Genomic DNA, 20,256 nt, shown 5'->3' on the forward strand with positions numbered 1-20,256 from the left:
CCGCGCACGAGTGGTTCGCACACGGGCAGTTGGCAGGTCTTCGGACTCACGGGCACGTCTCGTCGTCGTACGAGGAGACATCTACTGGCCGTCGCTTCCCAGGCCCGCTTCATGGACCCAGTGCGTATGACGGCGGTCGTTCCCGTTCACCGCTGCGGGGCAGTCCCGGAATTCCACCGGGTTCCCTCTTACGACGCATCCCGCCTGGCGGACGGGGCGAACCAGCTGCGTCGGCCAGCTTAACCTCGATCTTTCGTGACAGTCCATCAGTTCAACTGGTGAGCAGTTTCGGTTTGTTGGGTTGATTGCGGGCAGGGTGGTGGCCCGGCTGTCGCGTCGGGTGGGAACAGGCGAAGCCGCAGGCGACGGGGCTCCCAGAGCCGGGCGGCGCAGTTCAGGGCGAGCATGGGCATCCAAGCGAGCAGGTCGAGGGCGATCTGGATGATCTCCAGCCAGATCTGGTTCTGCGCGGTGTCGTGGAGGGGCAGGTTGCGCAGGCCGGTGGCGCGGGCGTTTCGGATACGGTCCTCGGCTCTTGCCCGTTGGCGGTGGCGCAGTTCCAGGGCGGCGATCGGAACACTCGTGGTGTTGGTGGCGAACACGGTGAGGCGCAGGCCGTCGGCGTCGGTGAGGCGCAACTGGGCGCCGGGGTGCGGTCGTTCCTTGCGCGCGATCAGCCGCATCCCCCGCGGCCAACCCTTGAGGACGACGCCGTTGTCGGAGTCGACGGTGAAGACCCACCTCGGGCGGGTCCTCGCCAAGATCGGCGCACGGGACCGGATCCAGGCGTCATCCTCGCCTACGACCTGAGACTCACCCGGCCGATTCAGCGCTTCATCTCGCGCGTCCGCCGGGGGCGCGACCGTAGTTCCCAGCCGCACCGCTCCGGGCCGATCCGCTCCGCGTGATCGACCGCTCCGCTGCCGGGTTCGCCTGCAGCCGCCCACGTCACCGCCCGTCCGTCACGACGCCGCACGGGTGTGAGTTCAGTGCGGACGTGTGTGAGCTCAGAGCTGTTTTTCGGCTTGTTGACTCAGTGAGCTCACACACGTTCGACGCCTCGTCAGGACTTGCGGGGGGAGACCGCCATGATGCCAATGCACATCTCGTCGCTGGTGCCGTCGCCCCACACCACGTGGCGCGGCGGCAGCTTGCTCAGCTGCGGCAGGCGTTTGCGCAGCCCCGCGTCGTGCGTGCACGTCACCCGCAGGGTGTCTCCCGGGCCGATCTCCACCGGCGACGGCAGCTTCATCAGCCGCTGGTTGTCGAAGTCGAACTGCGGCACGTCCAGCACGACCTTGGCCTTCGGCGTGCCCGGGTTGAGTTCGACCTTTATGGCCCGCCCGAGCATGTGCATGTGGCCGAAACCGGCGAACAGTGTCATCGGCGCCTCCACCTTGTGGTCGCAGGACTGGGTGTCACCGGGCTTCGGCGCCCCGCCCTGGTTGCACTCCTCCACCTGTTCGTCCGCCATCCCGCCGACATCCGCCCCGAACCGCTTCCTCACGTCCGCGATCGAGGCCGCCCGGTCACAGAGCGGACCCGACTCGTCGGCGGTGCAGGGCAGGTCGGTCGGCGCGTCGAGCGACCACGTCTCGAGTTCCCGGGTCTTCGGCGTGCCGTCCGTCAGCCGCAGCCGCACCGCCGAGCGGTCCGACCCGGTCGACTTGCCGTCGGTCGCGAGCAGGTTGTAGTGGATCTGGAGGACGAGCAGGCCGCCCGGCTCCAGCTTGTAGCCGGCGTCCTGGTCGAGCAGCGTCTCCTTGGCGCCCGGCGCCCAGGTGTCCACCCACGCCGCGTCCCCCTCTTCCACCTCGGCGCCGGCCACGCCGGTCCCGCCGAAACACTGCCAGCCGAGGCCGGGGGTCTTCGCGTCCTGCTCGCGCACCGCGGCAGCGCCGCCCGGCGGCACCGCGTACACGATGGCGTGGTGTGCGATGGCGACGTTCTCCGGCGTGAACTGGGTCCCGGTCAGGAACGCCGTCTCGGTCAGGCCCGGATCGATCACCTGGCACCGGTACTCGTCCGTGCCGCCCTCCGGCGGCGCGGGCGTGTATGCCTCGGCCATCTTCAGGTCGACGAACCGCTCGCCGGCGCGCAGTGGCAGCGGTGGAGCCGACGACCCGCTCGCGTGCGCGCCGTGCGATCCGGTCGCGGCGGGCGCCGCACTGTTGTCGGCGTCCGACCCGCAGGCGGCGACAGCGAACGCCGTCGCCAGCGCCATGATGGCCGCCCCTAACCTCAACCGCCCGGGCGGCGCTTTCCCCGTCGGCGCTGCGTCGACTGCCATCACTAGCCTCCTACATACGGGTTGCATCGCTTATCTGGATGCCTACTTCCTACCGAGCGCACCTGAGACGAACGTTAGAGAGCTGGGGCTGCGCCCGGACGCCGCCATCAGCCCCGACAGGTTGTTCTGTCACGTCTACGGCCGCGGCAAGAACCAGGCCCAGCTGATGCGCGTATCGGACCGGTCGATGCTGAAGTTTTGTCGTCGTAACCCTTCCGGTCGGTGGGCGGCAGGCAACGAGCCTGCTCAAGTGACCTGCCGCCGCGGGCCCTGATGCGACCCGACCCGCAGACCAGGGCGCTGTGGGAGATGTTCTCCGACCTGACGGACCTCGACGACGACCAGTTGACGCTGGAGCGGCCCGGCCCGGACGTCGTCACCGCGGTGACCCGGTCGGCGGACCTGCTGCGTGAGAGACGTGGGCTCCTGCTCGACCTCGTCGACCGCGCGGAGGCCCGCGACGCCGCGGCCGCGTGGACCGGACGGGTCAACACCGTCACCGCCCGCACGGACCGGGTGGACCTCGACGCCACCACGCTGGTGCGTGCGCTGGGCACATGGTTCGCTCAGTAGGAAGTCGGCGTCAGACAAGCGATGCAACCCGTATGTAGGAGGCCAGTGATGGCAGTCAACGCAGCGCCGTCCGGGGAAGCGCCGGCCGGTCGGTTGGCAGGCCGGTGGGTGCCGTGGTTGGTGATTGGCTTATGGCTGGTGCTGGCGGCGGGCATGGTGCCGCTGAGCGGAAAGTTGAGCTCGGTCACCACCGACAGCGCCGTGGACACCCTCCCGGCCAGTGCCGAGTCCACCAAGGTGGCGGCGCTGGACGACAGTCTCCCCGGCGGTGAGGACAGCACGTTCGTCTTCGTGTACCACCGGGCCGACGGCATGACCGCCGCCGATCGCGCGGCGGTCGAGCGCCACTACGACACCCTTGCCAAGCGGTACCCGCCGAAGGCGACGGCGGCCGGCGACGACGACGAGGGCTCACCGACGAGCCCCTCCACCGACCGCAAGGCGATGATGTTCACCCTCGAGGTGAGCACGGCCTACGGCGGACCGGAGGACATCGTCGGTCCGTTGCGGGACGCCGCGAAGGACCGCCCCTCCGGCCTGGAACTCGACGTGACCGGCCCGGGCGCGATCGACGGCGACATGGATGCCGTCTTCGACGGCATCGACGTGCAGGTCCTCCTCACCACCATCATCGTCGTCACGCTCCTGCTCATCCTCACCTACCGCAGCCCGGTGTTGTGGATCATCCCGCTGGTGGCCGTCGGCGCGGCCGCACTGACCTCGATGGGGACCGTCTACCTGCTCGTCAAGGGCTTCGGCATCGTGGTCAACGACCAGAACTCGGCGCTGCTGACGATCCTGGTATTCGGCGTCGGCACGGACTACGCGCTGTTGCTCATCGCTCGATATCGAGAGGCACTGCACCACCATGAGAACGTCCGGGTCGCGATGGTCCACGCGCTACGCGGCGCGGCGCCGGCCATCGTCGCGTCCGCGGCCACCGTGGTCGCCGGCCTGCTCTGCCTGCTCATCGCGGACCTGAACAGCACCAGCGGGTTGGGCCCGATCGGTGCGGCCGGCATCCTGTGCGCGCTGGTGGCCATGCTGACGCTGTTCCCGGCGGTGCTCGTGGTGCTCGGCAGGCGGATCTTCTGGCCGGCCGTCCCGCGGTTCAGCACGGCCGTGGAGGAGAAGCCGGGGCTGTGGGGACGGCTCGGCTCCGCCATCAGCCGCCGCCGGTGGGTGGCGACGCTCGGCTCGCTCGGAGTTCTCGGCGTGCTCGCCCTCGGGCTGGCGGGCAACACCGGCGCCCTGCGAGAGCAGGACCAGTTCCTGTCCGCGCCGGAGTCGGTCACCGGCTTCACCGTTCTCCGCCAGAACTTCCCGGAGCTCGGCGGCCAGCCGATGACGGTCTTCACGCGGCCCGCGCACCAGGAGCAGGTGCTCGACATCGTGAAGGGCACTCGCGGTGTGGCCCTGGCCGTCCCGGAGCAGACCAGCGGTGGCTGGGCCAACATCTCCGTGTTCCCGAAGGACGCGCCGGACACCGTCGCGGAGTACGACACGATCAAGCGGGTGCGCACCGCCGTGCACGCGGTGAGCGGGGCGGAGGCGATCGTCGGCGGGCCGAGCGCGGAGAACCTCGACACCGAGGTGACCACCAAGCGCGACGAGAAGCTGGTGATCCCGCTGGTGCTCGCCGTCGTCCTGATCGTCCTCGGGCTGTTGCTGCGCGCGATCCTGGCCCCGCTGGTCCTGATGGCCACCGTGATCGTCTCATTCGCCGCAGCCTTCGGCGGCAGCGTGTTCGTCTTCGACACGATCCTCGGGTTCAAGGGGATCGACTACTCGGTGCCGCTGCTGGCATTCCTGTTCCTGGTGGCGCTCGGCGTCGACTACAACATCTTCCTGGCCAGCCGGGCCCGGGAGGAGACCGTGCGTCTCGGCACCAGAGAGGGCATGCTCAAAGCCCTCTCCGCCACCGGTGGCGTCATCACCTCGGCAGGCCTGGTCCTGGCGGCTACATTCGCGGTCCTCGCCACGCTCCCGCTGGTGATGCTGATCGAGGTCGGGTTCCTGGTCGCCTTCGGCGTGCTGCTCGACGCCCTGCTGGTGCGGTCGGTCCTGGTGCCCGCCCTCACCCTGCTGATCGACCGGCGGATCTGGTGGCCGAGCCGGCTGTCCCGTCCAGCGGCGGAGCTGCCGGACTGTCAACAGCCGCTCGCCGACGACGAGGAGCCCGCGCTGCAACGGTGAGCGCGGCGGCACGGACGAGATCCGGGACGGTGCCCCAGGCCCGTCCCGGATTTTTTTCATGGATTCGACGGTCGCCACCCTTTGGTCCTGCGCCACGTGCCGGGGCTGGGGTCGGCGCATTGCGGTGTCCTGCCCCGACGGTGAGCCGCGCGGGCCATTGCCCGACGGTCGCCACCCCTTGGTCCTGCGCCACGCGCCGGGGCGGGTCAGTGCACCCCGGTGTCCTCCCCGGCGGTCAGCCGCGCGATCGGGGCGGGTGGGGACGCGGCCGGAAGGTCGACCCGAAGCAGCGCGCCACCGCGTGCGGAGCGGGCGACGGTGGCCCGGCCGCCGTGGGCGTCGACGACCCGCTGCACGATCGACAGCCCCAGACCGGATCCCGGCAACGCCCGGGCGCTGTCGGCACGGTAGAACCGGTCGAACACCCGCGGCACGTCGGCGGCGTCGATGCCCGGCCCGGCGTCGTCGACCTCGAGCACCGCCGAGGCGCCCTCGGCACGGAGCCGGACCTGGACCGGCTGGTCCGCGGGAGACCACTTGCCGGCATTGTCGATGAGGTTGAGCACCGCCCGCTCGAGCGCAGCGGGACGCCCGCTCACCCACACAGAGGACACGTCGAGCGCGACCTCGATGTCGGGCACACGGGAACGCGCCCGGGTCGCGGCGGCCACCACCACGTCGGCGAGGTCGAGCACCTCGGTGCTCTCGTCGCTGACGTCACCGCGCGCCAGGTCGGTCAGCTCGGCGACAAGGGTGCTCAACTCGGCCGCCTGGGCGCCGAGATCGTTGAGCAGCCGGGTCCGGCTCTCCGCCGGCAGTGCGCTGTCCAGGGTGCCGCGCCGATCGAGCCGGATCAGCAGCTCGACGTTGAGGCGCAGGCTGGTGAGCGGGGTCTTGAGCTCGTGAGCGGCGTCCTCGGCGAGCAGCCGCTGGGCCAGACGGGAGTCCCGGAGCGCGGCGAGCATGTCGTTGATCGACTGGATGAGCCGCCGGATCTCTCCACCGCCCTCATCCGGGATGTCGGCGTTGAGATCCTGGGTGTGCGCGACACGTACCGCGGCGGCGGTCAGCCGGTCGATCGGTGCCAGCCCGGTCCGTGCCACGGTCCGCCCGACAAGGGCGCCGCCGACCACGCAGAGCAGCCCGATCAGCAGCATGCCGAACCCGAACTGGTTGATCGGGCTGTCGTCGGCGACGCGGGCCACCTGGACCGCGCCGTCGCCCGCCCGCAGCGTGTAGATGAGGTAGCCGTCCTCGTCGCTGTCGCCCGACTCCATCAGGTCGGCCGACGCGCCCTGCGCCACGCGCCCGGCGTCCTCGCTGACCGGGGGCAGCGCGGGTTGGCCGGCCGGCGTCCGGATCGAGCCGTCGGGCAGGATGACCCGCACCAGCTGACCGGATCCGGGATACGGCGGTAGCTGGACCTGCGCCAGACCGGCGCGCTCCGCGTTCGTCGCCAGGACGCGTGAGTCGGCGCGCAGCTGATTCTTGGCGCTGTCCTGCAGCTCCCAGCCCAGTAGTTCGCTGGCCACCTGAAAGGCTACGAACACGCTGACCGCGGTGGCCGTCGCCGCGATCACCGTCAGCCTGCTCCGCAAGGACCGCCGGCGCCACCATCGGGCCAGCCGGCGCGGTTCCCGGCCGGCGGGCCTGCTCACGGAGGAGTCTCCCGCAACGTGTATCCCAGGCCGCGCAGCGTGTAGATCAATCGCGGCTCACCCTCGGCCTCCATCTTGCGGCGCAGGTAGCTCACGTACACCTGGAGGTTGTTGGCGGTGGCGCTCATGTCGAAGCCCCAGATCGCCTCGAACAGCGCGTCGCGGGTCAAGATCCGGGTCGCGTTGCTCATGAGGACCTGCAGGAGGGAGAACTCGGTGCGGGTCAGGCGCAGCGGCCGCCCGCCCCGCCACGCCTCGAACCTGTCGGGATCGAGCCGGACGTCGGCGAACGACAGGATCTGCGACTCCTCGTCGTTCGGCGTGCGCCGGCGCAGCAGGGCCCGCACCCGGGCCAGTAACTCCTCGGTGGCGAACGGCTTGGGCAGGTAGTCGTCGGCGCCCGCGTCCAGCCCCGTGACCCGGTCGGAGACCTGGTCACGGGCGGTCAGCATCAGCACCGGCAGATCCCGACCCGCGGCCCGCAACCGCCGGCAGGTCTCCAACCCGCCGAGGCGGGGCATCATCACGTCGAGGATCAGCAGATCCAGCGTGTCGCCGTCGGCCCCAACGACCCCGTCGAGCACGGCGAAACCGTTGGCGACGGTGCTGGTGTCGTAACCCTCGACCTGGAGCACCCGCTCCAGCGACTCACGGATGGCCGCCTCATCATCCGCGATCATGATCCGCACGCCGGCCCGCCCCCTTCCAGTCGATGCTTTTGCCGCTCATTGTCCCCGGTCAACCTGAGGCCAGGATTAGAGCGTCGCCGCTGTGGTGCCCGCGGGCCGTGCTCTTACGGATGCCTGAGTGGTCCGCGCCGTTAATTCGCCGAGGGTAGGGACCAGCCGGCGGGGTCGTGGAGGTAGAGGCCGCAGACGCAGTCGAGGGCTTCTTCGGGGCTGCCGGCGGGTAGGCCGCTGGGCAGGATGTTGTCTTCGTATCCGTCGCGGCTGGCCAGGTAGATCGCGAAGCCCCAGATGCTCGCAGGTGCCGGTCGATATAGGCGAGCACGCCTCGGTAGCGCACGCTGACAGCGGCCAGGACGGGCCAGCGGGCCTGGGTGTGCTGGGTCAGGCGTCGCCGCAGGCTGATCTTGGTCGGCGCGAGGTTAACCCCCAGGAGGAAGTGGCTGCTCGAACCACACGACCTTGCCCGTGCTCACCCGAGTCGCCCCCCAGCGCTCTGACAGCCGGTCGACTAGGAACAGCCCGCGTCCGCCCTCGTCGGTCAGGCGGGCGTGGCGCATTCTCGGTACGACGGGGGAGTCGTCGCCGACTTCGCAGCGCAGGACGTCCGTGCAGAGGAGCCGCAGGGTGATCGGGCGGGTGGCGAAGCGCACGGCGTTGGCGACCACCTCGCTGACCATCAGCTCGGTTGACTCCAGGAGGTCGTCGAGGCCCCAGCCGTGGAGGGTCCTGCGGGTCAGCCGGCGGGCCTGGCGCGCGGTCTGCGGGCGCGGAGCCATGTACCAGTAGGCGACGGTCTCCGGCAGGATGCCCTCGAACCGGGCCGCGAGCAGCGCGATGTCGTCGTCGCGGTCACCGGCGCCCAGGGTGCCGAGCGCCTGGTCGCACAGGCCTTCCAGGGTCAGCGGCGTCGGCGGCGCGGCTCCCGGGGCGGTCGCGCGCAGCCGGGCGCAGAGCCGCTCCACGCCGGTCATGACGTCCGAGTCGCGGGATTCGACCAGGCCGTCGGTGTACAGCAGCAGCGTCGCCCCGGTGGGCGCGTGTGTCTCGACGGACTCGAATCCGCCGCTGCCGACACCGATCGGCGCTCCGGGCGGGACGTCCAGCACCTCCACGCCGCCGTCGGGACGCAGCAGCACCGGCGGCAGATGGCCGGCGCTGGAGACGATCAGCCGGTGCAGTACGGGGTCGTACAACGCGTACAGGCAGGTCGCGGTGTGCTCGCTGCCCAGGCGTCCCGCCTGCTCGTCGAGGTGGTGCAGCACCTCGTCCGGGGGCAGATCGAGCCCGGCCAGGGTCTGCACGCTGGTCCGCAGCTGGCCCATGATCGCGGCCGAGGTCATGGAGTGGCCCATCACATCGCCGATCACCAGAGCCACGCGGTTGCCGGGCAGCGGGATCGCGTCGTACCAGTCCCCGCCGACCTGCGCGGTCCGCGAGGCCGGCAGATAGCGGCTGGCCAGCCGGACCCCGGGCGGCTTCGGCAGCGACGGCGGGAGCATCGTGCGCTGCAAGGTGTCCGCGACGGATGCCTCACGCTCGTACAGCATCGCCTTGTCCAGCCCGAGGGCGGTGTGGGTGGCGAGCTGGGAGGCCACCAGCAGATCGTCGCCGGTGAAGTCGGGCCGGTCGGGACCGCGGATCAGGACGACGCTGCCCAGGGCGTGGTTGCGGCCGTGCAGCGGGGCGATGATCAGCCGCCGCCCGGGCGGTGCCGACCGGGGGCATGTGCACCCTCCCGAGCAGCTCGGCCGCCGCGGAGCCGACGACCGGGTCGTCGCCGAACACCGGCCGGCCCTCCTGGAGCAGCTTGGCGAGCAGTCCGGTGGCGGCCGGGTGGACGACCTCGGCCGCCTGGAGGGGGTGCGCGCTCGGCGCGGGTGATGCGGAGCCCTGGCCGGCGGGGGTCCGGAGGGACGCGTGGTCCACGGTGTGCAGCCGCAGGATCTCCGGGCCGGCGCCGATGTCGTCGCCTATCGGCAGGGGAGCGTACAGGTGGACGAACGCCGTGTCGGCGAAGGCCGGGACGGCCGCGCGGCACAGTTCGTACAGCGTCTCGTCGAGGTTCATGCCGCGGGCGATCTGCCGGGTCGCGGCGTCGAGATAGCGGAGCCGGTCGGTTTGCGGCGGGGGGACTTCCGGTCCGTCGCCCGGTGGATGTCCGGCGGGGGCCTCCGCGGTCGGCAGGCGTACGGTCACCCCGCGCTTCTCGGAGCCGGACGGCAGCGTCCGACGCATGAGAGCGGCGGATTCCCGCGCACCGGGCGCTGGACCCCCGGTGTCGTCACCGATGCCGAGCTGCTTCGTCATGCGGGTCCTTCCGGGCGTGCGGCCCGCGTCCCGGCGAGCGGTTCAGGAGCTGTCGGGCGTGCGCCGGCAGTGCAGGAAGATCTGTACCTCGGGCTGGATGTCGGCGGCCGCCGGAGCGTAGGTGTACGAGGACTCGTCGCCGATCTCGAAGCCCGCCGTCTCGACGACCTCGAGCAGCTCGTCCCTCAGGTAGCCGGAGACGTGGATGCTCCTTCCGATGAAGGGGATCGAGAAGTCGTCCACATCGGCCTCCACCATCGACAGGGCCAACAGGCCGCCCGGACGCAGCAGATGACGGACGGTGCGCAGGGCGAGGGGGATCTCCGCGCGCGGGAGCATGAGCAGGGAGAAGAACGCGGCCACGCCGTCGAAGCGGCCGAGGTCCAAGGGGCCGCCGGGCCGCAGGTCCGCGATGTCCGCCTGATGGAACTCCCCGGTGGGCACATGCTTGCGGGCCAGCGCGACCATCCCGTCCGACAGGTCCACCCCGACCACGTCGAGGCCCGCCTCCGCCAGCTGGCGCGCGGTCGGGAGCCCGGTGCCGCACCCCAGGTCCAGCACCCGGGCCCCGGCCGGCAGGGAGCCGATGAGCCATGCGGCCGCCGCGACCTGCCCTTCCTTGTGCGGGAAGGCCTCGTCGTAGCGATTGCCGATGGCGTCGAACGCCTCGGCCTGACCGGTGCGGTCCGGCCGTAGCGCTTCGTAGTCGAGCCTGTCGCCAGGGTTGCTCACCGGGTCTCCTCGGGTGCCTTATGCGGCAGTTTTTCACATTTACCTGGTTATGCGCATGCTTCGCTGTGATCCAGATCACCGGCTGTGAATGCAGCGTGAAGGGGCTGTCAGTGCCTTCTTCCTTGTGTAGGCGAGCCGGCGAGAACTGGGGACAGCGCGGATGGAACAAGATCGGGCCGGTGAGTTCGACGAGTTCGTGGCCGCCCGCTGGTCGGGGCTGTTCCATCTGGCGCGTCTGCTCACCGGAGGCGATCGGCACCGGGCCGAGGACCTGTTGCAGGAGTCCCTGGTCAAGCTGTGGTTCGTCTGGCCGAAGATCGCCGACGAGGCACCGGAGGCCTACGTGCGCAAGGTGCTGTCGCGAGCGGCGGCTCGCTCGGCCCGGCGGCGCTGGTGGGGCGAGCGCCCCGTGGAGGAGTTGCCCGAGGTGGCGGTGACGGGCGATGTGTCCGCGACCGTGGCGGAGCGGTCCCGGCTGGAGGCCGCGCTGGCCCAACTGCCGTCCCGGCAGCGGGCCGCGGTGGTGCTGCGCTACTACCAGGACCTGCCCGAGGCGCACGTCGCCCAGGTGCTGGGCTGCCCGGTCGGCACGGCCCGGTCGCACGCCTCGCGTGGAGTGGCGCGGCTGCGCCGGCTGTTGGCCGATGTCATCGAGCCGGTGGGGTGAGGGAGAAGTCATGGATCACTTCGAGCGGCAGTTGGCGCAGCTGATGCGCGACACCCAGGAGCACACCCCCTACGAACCGAAGTATCAGGACCGTCTGCGGGCGGGCGTACGAGCACGGCGCCGGGCCCGCGCGGCACAGGCGGCCGTCGGCTCCGTACTGGCGGTCGCCGGACTCGGCATCGGGCTGTTCCTGCTGCCCGACGGCCAGGTCAGGGACGAGCCCAGCGCTCCCCACCCGCGGCCCGCCGTCAGTCCGTCGTCCCCGGCGAGCGAGACGTCGCCGCCGGGCCCGTCGCCGACCGCGAGCTCGTCCCCGTCCGCGACCTCGACCGGCTCGGCGGACCCGTACGCGCCCACCACCGCACCCCCCGCGTCGACGGGGAGCGCGACCTCGGACTCCGGGGATCCGTCCGTGGGCGCCACGGACAACGGCGCCACGGGCGAGAGCAGTCCGCCACCCACGTCGACACAGGGCGTGACGGAGACAGGGGAGCCGTCGGCCCCCGAGTCGTCCTTCCTCGGTTCGGCCGACTAGAACCCCACTCGACCACCCCAGCGATCACCCCGCGCCGCGTGTGCCTTCCGCACGCCCTGCGCCGGAGTACAGACAAGGACGAACCATGACAAACGCAGGGACGATCGCCTTCATGGGAAGGGACCGGCTGCCCCGCCCCGCCCCGCTCCCCGCGCACCATCCGGAGCCCGTCCTGGACGTGGTCGTGCCCGTGTTCAACGAGGAGGCCGATCTGGAGCGGAGCGTGCGGCGGCTGCACGCGCACCTGCGGGAGACGTTCCCGTACCCGTTCCGGATCACCGTCGCCGACAACGCCAGCACCGACGCCACTCCACGGATCGCCGCCCGGCTGGCCGGTGAGCTGGCGGAGACGGACTGGATACGGCTGGAGGAGAAGGGGCGGGGCCGCGCGCTGCGGGCGGCCTGGTCGCGGTCCCGGGCCCCGGTGCTCGCGTATGTGGACGTGGACCTGTCGACCGGACTGGCCGCGCTGCTCCCGCTGGTGGCCCCGCTGATCTCCGGGCACTCCGACATCGCCATCGGCACCCGGCTGGCCCACGGCTCCCGGGTGGTGCGCGGCCCCAAGCGGGAGATCATCTCCCGCTGCTACAACGTGCTGCTGCGCTCCACGCTCGCCGTGGGCTTCTCCGACGCGCAGTGCGGTTTCAAGGCGGTGCGGCGCGAGGTGGCGGAGCAACTGCTGCCCCTGGTCGAGGACTCCGCGTGGTTCTTCGACACCGAGTTACTGGTGATCGCCGAGCGGGCGGGGCTGCGGATCCACGAAGTGCCGGTGGACTGGGTGGACGACCCCGACAGCCGGGTCGACATCCTCGCCACCGCGCTGGCCGACCTGCGGGGCATCGCCCGGATCGGCCGCGCACTGGCCCGCGGCACCCTGCCGTCGGCGGAACCGTCGGGGGGAGCCGAGGCCCCGGCGCCCGGACTGTTCACGCAACTGGTGCGCTTCGCGGCCGTAGGAGCGGTGAGCACCCTCTGCTATCTGATCCTGTACGCGGCGCTGCGTCCCCCGCTGGGACCCCAGGCCGCCAACGCGGTGGCGCTGCTGGTCTGCGCCGTAGCCAACACGGCGGCGAACCGGCGGCTCACCTTCGGGCTGCGTGGCCGCGGCGGCGTCCTGCGTCACCAGGCCCGCGGCCTCGTCACCTTCTGCGTCGGCCTGGCGCTCACCAGCGGATCGCTCGCGGCCCTGCACCACATCGCCCCCACCGCCGATCACCGAATCGAACTCGCCGTCCTGGTGGCCGCCAACCTCGCCGCGACCCTGCTGCGGTTCCTGCTCTTCCGGGCCTGGGTCTTCAGCACCCGTGCCACCCATTCCGCTCGTGCCCTGGAACGGACCGCCCGATGAACACGACGCTCACGGTCGTTCCCGACCACACCGCATCCCCGCACCCCGTCGTGCCCGACCGCCGGCAGCGGCTGCACCGCCTCGCCGTGCGCTACGGTCCGCCGCTGGCGCTCTACGGCGTACTGAAGCTCATCGGCTTCTCCGTCTTCATGTACCTGCTGGACTCCGCCGGTGACTTCAGGAAGAAGAACCCCCGCTTCGGCGGCGGCGCCCACACCTGGGACGTCCTGGGCACCTGGGACGGCTGGTGGTACCAGCAGATCGCCGCGCACGGCTACCACCCCGAACTCCGGCCGATCCCCGGAGCCACCGGACTGATCACCCTCGAAGGGAACTCGGCGGCGTTCTTCCCGCTCTACCCGGCCCTGATGCGGCTCGTCTCCGAGGTGACCGGCCTGGGCACCTTCGGCGCCGGACTGCTCGTCTCGGTCGTCGCCTCCTTCGCCGCCGCCCTGGGGATCTACGCCGTCACCGCGCACCTCGGCGGCCCGCGCGCCGGGCTGACCGCGGCCGGGCTGTTCGCTGTCTGGCCCGGCTCCGGCGTGGAGTGGGCGGTCTACTCCGACTCCCTCTACGTCGCCCTGGCCGCCTGGGCCTGCTACGCGGTCATGCGCCGGAACTGGCTCACCGCCGGCCTCCTCACCTGCGCGGCCGGCCTCAACCGCCCCACCGCCGGCGCCCTGATCGCCGCCCTCGCCGTCGCCGCACTGATCGCCATCCACCGGCACCGGCGCCACGAAGGCATCCTGCGCCCACTCGTGGCGGTGGCCGTCGCCCCGCTCGGCCTCTTCGGCTACCTGCTCTGGGTCGGCCATCGCATGGGCGACTACGGCGGCTACTTCAAGCTCCAATCCGGCGCCTGGGCCCACGAGTTCGACTACGGCAAATACACCCTCGACGTCCTCACCTCCGTCCCGGTCGGCCACAACGACTACCTCTTCGCCTGGCCCTACGCGGACATCGTCGCCGTCTGCGTGGTGCTGCTGGCGGCCGTGTTCCTCCCGTTGCTGATCCGGCTGCGCCCGCCTGCCGTCCTGGTCGTCTACACCGCCGTCACCCTCGCCCTGGTCCTGGGCAGCCAGCAGATCTTCGGCAACGTCTCCCGCTATCTGCTCCCGGCGTTCCCGCTGTTCATCCCGCTCGCCCTGGCGCTGCGCCGACTGAGCCTGCGCCTCCAGCTCACGGTGCTGTCCATAGCCGCGGTGGCCTCCGGTTCCTACGCGGGCTACGTCCTCTTCGAACTCGGCGTCCCGTAACCCGGCGGACCCAGGAATGGATGCACGATGACCGCGACCCTGCCCGAACGGAACGTCGCAACTCCCGTAAGGAAAAGGCCTCGTGCCGCCCCGCCACGGCGGCGACTGCTCGACCGGCTGACCCCCGCGGACCGCCGGGTGCTGCGGCTCTACGGACTCACCCGCCTCGGACTGTGGCTCCTCACCTACTGCACCGCGTGGCTGTTCCCCGCCGACGGGAACGCCAAGTCACCGGCTCCATGGCTGTCCCACTGGAAGCGGTGGGACTGGGCCCACTACCAACACATAGCCGAATACGGGTACTTCGGCTCCTTCCCGGGGATGGACCCCGCCTCCGACAACCGGGTGGCCTTCTTCCCGGGCTTCCCGTTCACCCTCCGCGCCGTACACACCGTCATCCCCGACTGGACCGTGGCCGGGCTGCTGATCTCCCTGGTCAGCGGTGCCGTGGCGGTGGTGGCGCTGGCCCGGATCGCCGGGCTCGGCCACCCGGACGGTGCCCGGGCGGGCCAACGGGCCGTCACCTTCCTGCTGTTGTCGCCGACGGCGGTGTTCCTGGCCGCCGGATACACCGAAGCGCTCTTCCTCGCATTCGCGCTGCCGGCCTGGCTCGCGGCGAAGAACCGCAACTGGCCCCTCGCCGGCCTGCTCGGCGCCGCGGCCACCACCACCCGGGTCAGCGGGCTGTTCCTGGCCGCCGCGATCCTCGTCGAGTTCCTGCTGGCCCGGGACGACCGCCGCGGCGAGCGCCGGATGCGTGCGCTGCCCTGGTGCGCGCTGCCCGTCCTGCCCGCCGCGGTCTACACGGTCTACCTGTATGCGCGGACCAGCGACTGGATGGCCTGGAAGCACGCCCAGGAACGCGGCTGGTACCGGGACTTCCACACCCCCGCCGAAGCTTTCCGGCACACCCGGGACAACGCCTTCGACCACCTCCTGACCACCGGCTACGCCTGGGAGTTCCAGCTGGAGCTGGCCGCGATGGCGACCGGGCTCGTGCTGCTGGCCCTGCTGCTGTACCGCCGCCGCTGGCCGGAGGCCGTCTTGATCGCGCTCAACCTCTGGGCCCTCGGCACCTCGTACTGGTACCTGTCCGTTCCCCGCGCCACCCTGCTCTGGTGGCCCCTGTGGACGGGCCTGGCCCACTGGAGCCTGCGGCGCGGCTGGGTGAAGGAGGCGTACCTCGTCGTGGTGGCGCCGCTGATGGTGATCCTCGCGGTGACGTTCACTTCGGGCCGCTGGGCGGGCTGAACCCGGCCTCCCCGTGACCGGGCGCACGCGCGGCGCTCAGCGCCAGTCCGGTGCCCCCGGGGCACGCGGCAGATGGGCCTCGATCTTCGCCCGTATCTCCCGCATCACGGCGACGATTCGGGCCTCGTGGTCCGGGGTGAGCCGGGCCACCGGGACCGAGCAGCTGATGGCGTCGGTCGCCGGGGTGTCGTACCGCAGGGCGAAGCCGAAGCCCGCGATGCCGGTCACCGTCTCCTGGCGGTCGACGGAGTAGCCGCGCTCGCGTACCCCGGCCAGGTCGGCCAGCAGGGCGGCGCGGGTCGTGTGCGTGTTCTCCGTGAGGGCGGTCAACGGGCCGTCGGGGAGCGGGAGTTCGCTGTCGGGGCGTTCGGCGAGCAGGGCCTTGCCGAGGGCGCCGGCGTGGGCCGGGACGCGGCGGCCGACCCGGCTGATGGTGCGCAGATACTCGTGGGACTCCCGGGTCGCGAGATAGACGACGTCGCCGCCGTCGAGCCGCGCCAGGTGGATCGTCTCGCCGAGCGCGTCCGACGCCTCGTCCAGGTACGGGCGGACCGCACGGATGCGCCGGTCGCCGTCGAGATAGCTGGTGCCGGTGAGGAGCGCCCGGATCCCGATGCCGTACAGCGAGCCGGTGGCGTCGGTGCGGACCCAGCCGCAGTCGACCAACGTCCGCAACAGCTGGTACATGCTGCTGCGCGGCACGCCCAGTTCCTCGGCGAGCTGATCCAGGCGCGAGGGCTCCTCGCCCCGGGCGGCGAGCAGTTCCAGCAGCGCGACCGTCCGGGACGCCGACTTCACGCCGCGGACACCTCTCCCGTCCGACATGGGGACATCGTAAATCTGCGGCCGTCCGCACCCTGCCACCCATTGACCCAGCCCGTTCACCCACCTAGCCTCCATCTGCATACGTAGACGCCATCTGCATATAGGGATGAGATTCGTGGCAGAGATCAGTGCGGAAGCCGGACGGGTCGTCCAACGGCTCCGGGACGGAATGGCGGGCGGGGTGCTGTCCTTCCCGCTCACGAGCTTCCGGGACGACGGCCGGCTCGACCTCGGCGCCTACCGGGAGTACCTGGCCGGCCGGCTGGCCACGGCGCCGGGGGCGGTGTTCCCGGCCTGCGGGACCGGCGAGTTCTTCTCGCTGGACGAGGACGAGTACCGCGCGGTCGTCGAGGCCACGGTCGAGGTCGCCGACGGCCGGCTTCCGGTGGTCGCGGGCACCGGCTACGGCTGGGCGCAGGCGCTGCGGTTCGCCCGTATCGCCGAGGAGGCCGGCGCCGACGCCCTGCTGGTCCTGCCCCACTACCTGGTCGGGGCGCCGCAGGACGGCCTGGTGGCACAACTGCGCCGGATCGCCGACGGCACCCGGCTGCCGCTCATCGCCTACCAGCGGGGCCAAGTCGCGTTCGGGGCGGACGCGTTGCGGCGGATCGCACAGATCCCCGGCGTCATCGGCCTCAAGGACGGCCACAGCGACCTCGACCGCCTCCAGCGCCTCACCCTCGCGGCCCCGGAGGGCTTCCTCTTCTTCAACGGCGCCGCCACCGCCGAGATCCAGGCCCGCGCCTACGCCACCGTCGGCGTCCCCGCCTACTCCTCCGCCGTCCACGCCTTCGCACCCGAGATCGCGAACGCCTTCTTCACCGCCCTGCAAAGCGGCGACGACGCCTCCGTGACCAGGCTCCTGCGCGAGTTCTACGTCCCACTGGTCGAGCTGCGCGACCGGGTACCGGGCTACGCCGTCTCCCTGGTCAAGGCCGCCGCCCGGTTGCGGGGCCTCCCGGTCGGCCCGGTCCGCGCCCCGCTGACCGACCCCGGCGCGGACGATCTCGCCGACCTGGAGAAGGTGCTCGACCACGGCCTGAGCCTGGTCGACGCCGTACGGCGACCCGCCTGACACACCCGGCCGGCGCCGCACGCGTCACCACCACCCGCCGCCCCGCGCCGGCGGAGCCTTCGACTGCCCAGTGAACAGTTCAAAGGGGAACTGCTTTGCCTCTCCTCGTAGTCGGGATCAGCGTCGTGATCCTGCTCCTCCTCATGACCAGGCTCAGGCTCAACGGCTTCGCCGCGCTGCTGCTCGTGGCGGTCGGCGTCGCGCTGGTCCAGGGCATACCGGTGGCGACCATCCCGGACGTCCTCTCCGAGGGCATCGGGGACCAGATCGGCGACACCATGCTCACCATCGGGCTCGGCGCCATGGTCGGCCGGGTCATGGGGGACTCCGGCGCCGCGCAGCGCATCGCCGGCAAGATCCTCGACGCGTTCGGGCCGCGCTGGGTCCAGGTGGCCATGGTGGTCACGTCCATGCTGATCGGCGTGACCATGTTCTACGAGGTCGCGTTCATCATCATCGTGCCCATCGCCTTCACCCTGGTCAGGGTGACCGGAGCGAGGCTGCTGTGGGTCGGGCTGCCGATGTCCATCGCGCTGTCCACGATGCACAGCTTCCTGCCGCCGCACCCCGGCCCCACCGCCGTCGCCGCGACCTTCCACGCCTCCGTCGGACTGACCCTGTTCTACGGCCTGTTCATCGCCGTCCCGGCCGGTGCGCTCATCGCGCTGGTGTGGCCGCGTCTGCCGTTCGTCAGGGCGATGAACCCCGCCATCCCCAAGGGCCTGGTCAGCGACCGGGAGTTCACCGACGAGGAGATGCCGGGGCTGGGCTGGTCGCTGTTCGTGGCGCTCTTCCCCGTAGTGCTGATCGTGGCCGCCGCGGTCACCGACATGGCCACCTCCGGCGAGAGCCCGCTGCTGAACACCGTCGCCTTCCTCGGCTCGGCACCGATCGCGCTGCTGCTGACCCTGTGCCTGGCGATCTGGGCGTTCGGCCCGCGGATCGGCCGCAGCCTGGCCGAGGTCGGCGCCTCCTGCAGCTCGGCGGCCCAGGCGATGGCGATGATCCTCCTGGTGATCGGCGCCGGCGGGGCCTTCAAGAACGTCCTCGTCGAAGGCGGGATCTCCGACTACATCAAGGACGCCACGGACGACTGGGCCATCTCGGCGATCGTCCTCGCCTGGCTTGTCGCCGTCATCCTCCGCGTGGCGCTCGGCTCGGCGACGGTCGCCGTCGTCACCGCCTCCGGCGTGGTCCTGCCGCTGCTCGCGGGCAGCGGGGTCCACCCCGAGATGATGGTGCTCGCGGTCGCCTGCGGCTCGATCGCCTGCTCCCACGTCAACGACCCCGGATTCTGGCTGTTCAAGGAGTACTTCAACCTCTCCGTCATCGAGGCGATCAAGGTGCGGACCTCCTACACGACGGTGCTCGCCGTCCTCGGCCTGGGCGGCGTTCTGCTGGGCGAATGGGTCCTCGACGTCCTCAGCCTCTGAAGAGTCTCTGAAGCCTCCGCAGCCTCCGCCCACGGCCCCTTCACCCTCGTATCCAAGGATCTTGATGAGCATGAGCCAGCCGACCGTCACCGCCTTCTCCGTCTATCCCGTCGCCGGCCGGGACTGCATGGAGCTGAACCTCTCCGGCGCCCACGGCCCCTACTTCACCCGCAACGTCGTCGTCCTCACCGACTCCGAGGGCCGCACCGGGCTGGGGGAGGTGCCCGGCGGGGAGAAGATCACGCGGACGCTGCGGGACGCCGAGTCACTGGTCGTCGGGGCGAAGGTGGGCGACTACAAGCGTGTCCTGCGGGAGATCGGCGGCCGCTTCGCCGACCGCGACGCCGGCGGTCGCGGCGCCCAGACCTTCGACCTGCGCACCACCGTCCACGCGGTCACCGCCGTCGAGTCGGCGCTGCTCGACCTCCTCGGCCAGCACCTCGACGTCCCCGTCGCCGCCCTCCTCGGCGACGGCCAACAGCGGGATTCCGTACGGGTGTTGGGTTACCTCTTCTACGTCGGCGACCCCGGCCGCACGGACCTGGAGTACGTTCGTGAACCGGACGCGTCGGTCGACTGGTACCGGATCCGCCACGAGGAGGCCCTGACGCCGCAGGCGATCGTCCGCCAGGCGGAGGCGGCCTACGACCTGTACGGCTTCCGGGACTTCAAGCTCAAGGGCGGTGTCCTGGAGGGCGCGGAGGAGGTCAGGGCCGTACGGGCGCTGAAGGACCGCTTCCCCGAGGCGCGCATCACCCTCGACCCGAACGGTGCGTGGTCCCTGCGCGAGGCCGTCGAACTGTGCGGTCCCCTCGTCGGCACGCTCGCCTACGCCGAGGACCCCTGCGGAGCCGAAGACGGCTACTCCGGGCGGGAGATCCTCGCCGAGTTCCGCCGCGCCACCGGTCTCCCCACCGCCACCAACATGATCGCCACCGACTGGCGTCAGCTCACCCACGCCCTCGCCCTCCAGTCGGTCTCCATCCCCCTGGCCGACCCGCACTTCTGGACCATGCAGGGCTCGGTACGCGTGGCCCAGCTGTGCAACGCGATGGGCCTGACCTGGGGTTGCCACTCCAACAACCACTTCGACATCTCCCTGGCCATGGTCACCCACTGCGGCGCGGCGGCACCCGGCGAGTACAACGCCCTCGACACGCACTGGATCTGGCAGGAAGGCCTGGAACGGCTCACCACCGCCCCGCCCCGCATCATCGACGGCGAGATCGCGGTCCCCGCCGCCCCCGGACTGGGCATCCACCTCGACATGGACCGCCTCCTCGCCGCGCACGACCTCTACCGGACAAAGGCCCTGGGCGCCCGCGACGACGCCCTCGCCATGCAATACCTCATCCCCGGCTGGGAGTTCAGCAACAAACGCCCGTGCCTGGTGCGGTAGCCGGTATCGGCGCGGTACGTGT

Annotated in this window: 15 protein-coding genes, 3 pseudogenes and 1 riboswitch; of the genes and pseudogenes, 11 read left to right on the forward strand and 7 right to left on the reverse strand. The window is 71.2% G+C overall.

What is annotated here, in order from left to right:
• Positions 1–13 precede the first annotated feature (13 nt).
• A riboswitch (cobalamin riboswitch) is annotated at positions 14–241 on the reverse strand.
• 103 nt (positions 242–344) lie between these two features.
• A pseudogene (locus KCH48_RS08395) lies at positions 345–704 on the reverse strand (transposase); the annotation flags it as partial.
• Between the two features lie 10 nt (positions 705–714).
• Between KCH48_RS08395 and KCH48_RS42110 the strand changes: the two are divergent.
• A pseudogene (locus tag KCH48_RS42110) lies at positions 715–824 on the forward strand (LuxR C-terminal-related transcriptional regulator); the annotation flags it as partial.
• A 239-nt stretch (positions 825–1,063) separates the two neighbouring features.
• Here KCH48_RS42110 and KCH48_RS08400 read toward each other — a convergent pair.
• Positions 1,064–2,290, reverse strand: coding sequence for a hypothetical protein (locus tag KCH48_RS08400; protein WP_210571608.1), 1,227 nt, complete (start codon positions 2,288–2,290; stop codon positions 1,064–1,066).
• Between the two features lie 273 nt (positions 2,291–2,563).
• Here KCH48_RS08400 and KCH48_RS08405 point away from each other — a divergent pair, with 273 nt between their 5' ends.
• Together KCH48_RS08405 and KCH48_RS08410 are read left to right on the forward strand one after the other, a co-directional pair.
• On the forward strand, positions 2,564–2,863 hold the full coding sequence (locus tag KCH48_RS08405) for a hypothetical protein (protein WP_210571616.1): 300 nt from the start codon (positions 2,564–2,566) through the stop codon (positions 2,861–2,863).
• 48 nt (positions 2,864–2,911) lie between these two features.
• Entirely contained in the window at positions 2,912–5,059 is a 2,148-nt protein-coding gene (locus tag KCH48_RS08410; RefSeq protein WP_210571617.1) for an MMPL family transporter, read from the forward strand.
• A 206-nt stretch (positions 5,060–5,265) separates the two neighbouring features.
• Here KCH48_RS08410 and KCH48_RS08415 read toward each other — a convergent pair whose 3' ends face one another.
• From KCH48_RS08415 to KCH48_RS08430, 4 genes and pseudogenes are all read right to left on the reverse strand, one after another.
• Positions 5,266–6,717 carry a HAMP domain-containing sensor histidine kinase gene (locus tag KCH48_RS08415; RefSeq protein ID WP_210571619.1) on the reverse strand — a complete coding sequence of 484 codons (1,452 nt, stop codon included), beginning with the start codon at positions 6,715–6,717 and terminating at the stop codon, positions 5,266–5,268.
• Complete coding sequence (locus KCH48_RS08420) at positions 6,714–7,406, reverse strand: response regulator transcription factor (protein ID WP_210571621.1); 693 nt, start codon at positions 7,404–7,406, stop codon at positions 6,714–6,716. The genes KCH48_RS08415 and KCH48_RS08420 overlap by 4 nt, the downstream gene beginning before the upstream one ends.
• 419 nt (positions 7,407–7,825) lie before the next feature.
• Positions 7,826–9,641: pseudogene (locus KCH48_RS08425) on the reverse strand (SpoIIE family protein phosphatase).
• 114 nt (positions 9,642–9,755) lie between these two features.
• Positions 9,756–10,445 carry a class I SAM-dependent methyltransferase gene (locus KCH48_RS08430; RefSeq protein ID WP_210571623.1) on the reverse strand — a complete coding sequence of 230 codons (690 nt, stop codon included), beginning with the start codon at positions 10,443–10,445 and terminating at the stop codon, positions 9,756–9,758.
• A gap of 160 nt (positions 10,446–10,605) precedes the next feature.
• Between KCH48_RS08430 and KCH48_RS08435 the strand changes: the two genes are divergently transcribed.
• From KCH48_RS08435 to KCH48_RS08455, 5 genes are all read left to right on the forward strand, one after another.
• Complete coding sequence (locus KCH48_RS08435) at positions 10,606–11,112, forward strand: SigE family RNA polymerase sigma factor (RefSeq protein ID WP_210571625.1); 507 nt, start codon at positions 10,606–10,608, stop codon at positions 11,110–11,112.
• Between the two features lie 10 nt (positions 11,113–11,122).
• A complete protein-coding gene (locus KCH48_RS08440; RefSeq protein ID WP_210571627.1) occupies positions 11,123–11,647 on the forward strand; it encodes a hypothetical protein in 525 nt (174 codons plus the stop codon).
• A gap of 85 nt (positions 11,648–11,732) precedes the next feature.
• A complete protein-coding gene (locus tag KCH48_RS08445; protein WP_374104663.1) occupies positions 11,733–12,995 on the forward strand; it encodes a glycosyltransferase in 1,263 nt (420 codons plus the stop codon).
• Positions 12,992–14,251 carry a glycosyltransferase family 39 protein gene (locus tag KCH48_RS08450; RefSeq protein ID WP_210571629.1) on the forward strand — a complete coding sequence of 420 codons (1,260 nt, stop codon included), beginning with the start codon at positions 12,992–12,994 and terminating at the stop codon, positions 14,249–14,251. The genes KCH48_RS08445 and KCH48_RS08450 overlap by 4 nt, the downstream gene beginning before the upstream one ends.
• A 27-nt stretch (positions 14,252–14,278) precedes the next feature.
• The gene (locus KCH48_RS08455; protein ID WP_246885033.1) at positions 14,279–15,502 is read left to right on the forward strand and encodes a glycosyltransferase family 39 protein; all 1,224 of its coding nucleotides are present in this window, start codon (positions 14,279–14,281) and stop codon (positions 15,500–15,502) included.
• 36 nt (positions 15,503–15,538) lie between these two features.
• Here the strand turns inward: KCH48_RS08455 and KCH48_RS08460 are convergent, their stop codons facing one another.
• Complete coding sequence (locus tag KCH48_RS08460; RefSeq protein ID WP_210571631.1) at positions 15,539–16,327, reverse strand: IclR family transcriptional regulator; 789 nt, start codon at positions 16,325–16,327, stop codon at positions 15,539–15,541.
• A gap of 115 nt (positions 16,328–16,442) precedes the next feature.
• On the opposite strand from KCH48_RS08460, the gene KCH48_RS08465 reads away from it, so the two are divergent.
• The 3 genes from KCH48_RS08465 to KCH48_RS08475 all read left to right on the forward strand — a co-directional run bounded on the left by KCH48_RS08465 (position 16,443) and on the right by KCH48_RS08475 (position 20,234).
• Positions 16,443–17,402: a 5-dehydro-4-deoxyglucarate dehydratase gene (locus KCH48_RS08465; protein ID WP_307840837.1), complete on the forward strand. Its 960-nt coding sequence runs from the start codon at positions 16,443–16,445 to the stop codon at positions 17,400–17,402.
• Positions 17,403–17,497: 95 nt separating this feature from the next.
• Positions 17,498–18,835, forward strand: a complete 1,338-nt coding sequence (locus KCH48_RS08470; protein WP_210571635.1) for a gluconate:H+ symporter — start codon at positions 17,498–17,500, stop codon at positions 18,833–18,835.
• Between the two features lie 70 nt (positions 18,836–18,905).
• On the forward strand, positions 18,906–20,234 hold the full coding sequence (locus KCH48_RS08475; protein WP_210571636.1) for an enolase C-terminal domain-like protein: 1,329 nt from the start codon (positions 18,906–18,908) through the stop codon (positions 20,232–20,234).
• The last annotated feature ends 22 nt before the right edge of the window (positions 20,235–20,256 follow it).

This window comes from Streptomyces sp. GESEQ-4 (assembly GCF_017948455.1).
Taxonomy (GTDB): domain Bacteria; phylum Actinomycetota; class Actinomycetes; order Streptomycetales; family Streptomycetaceae; genus Streptomyces.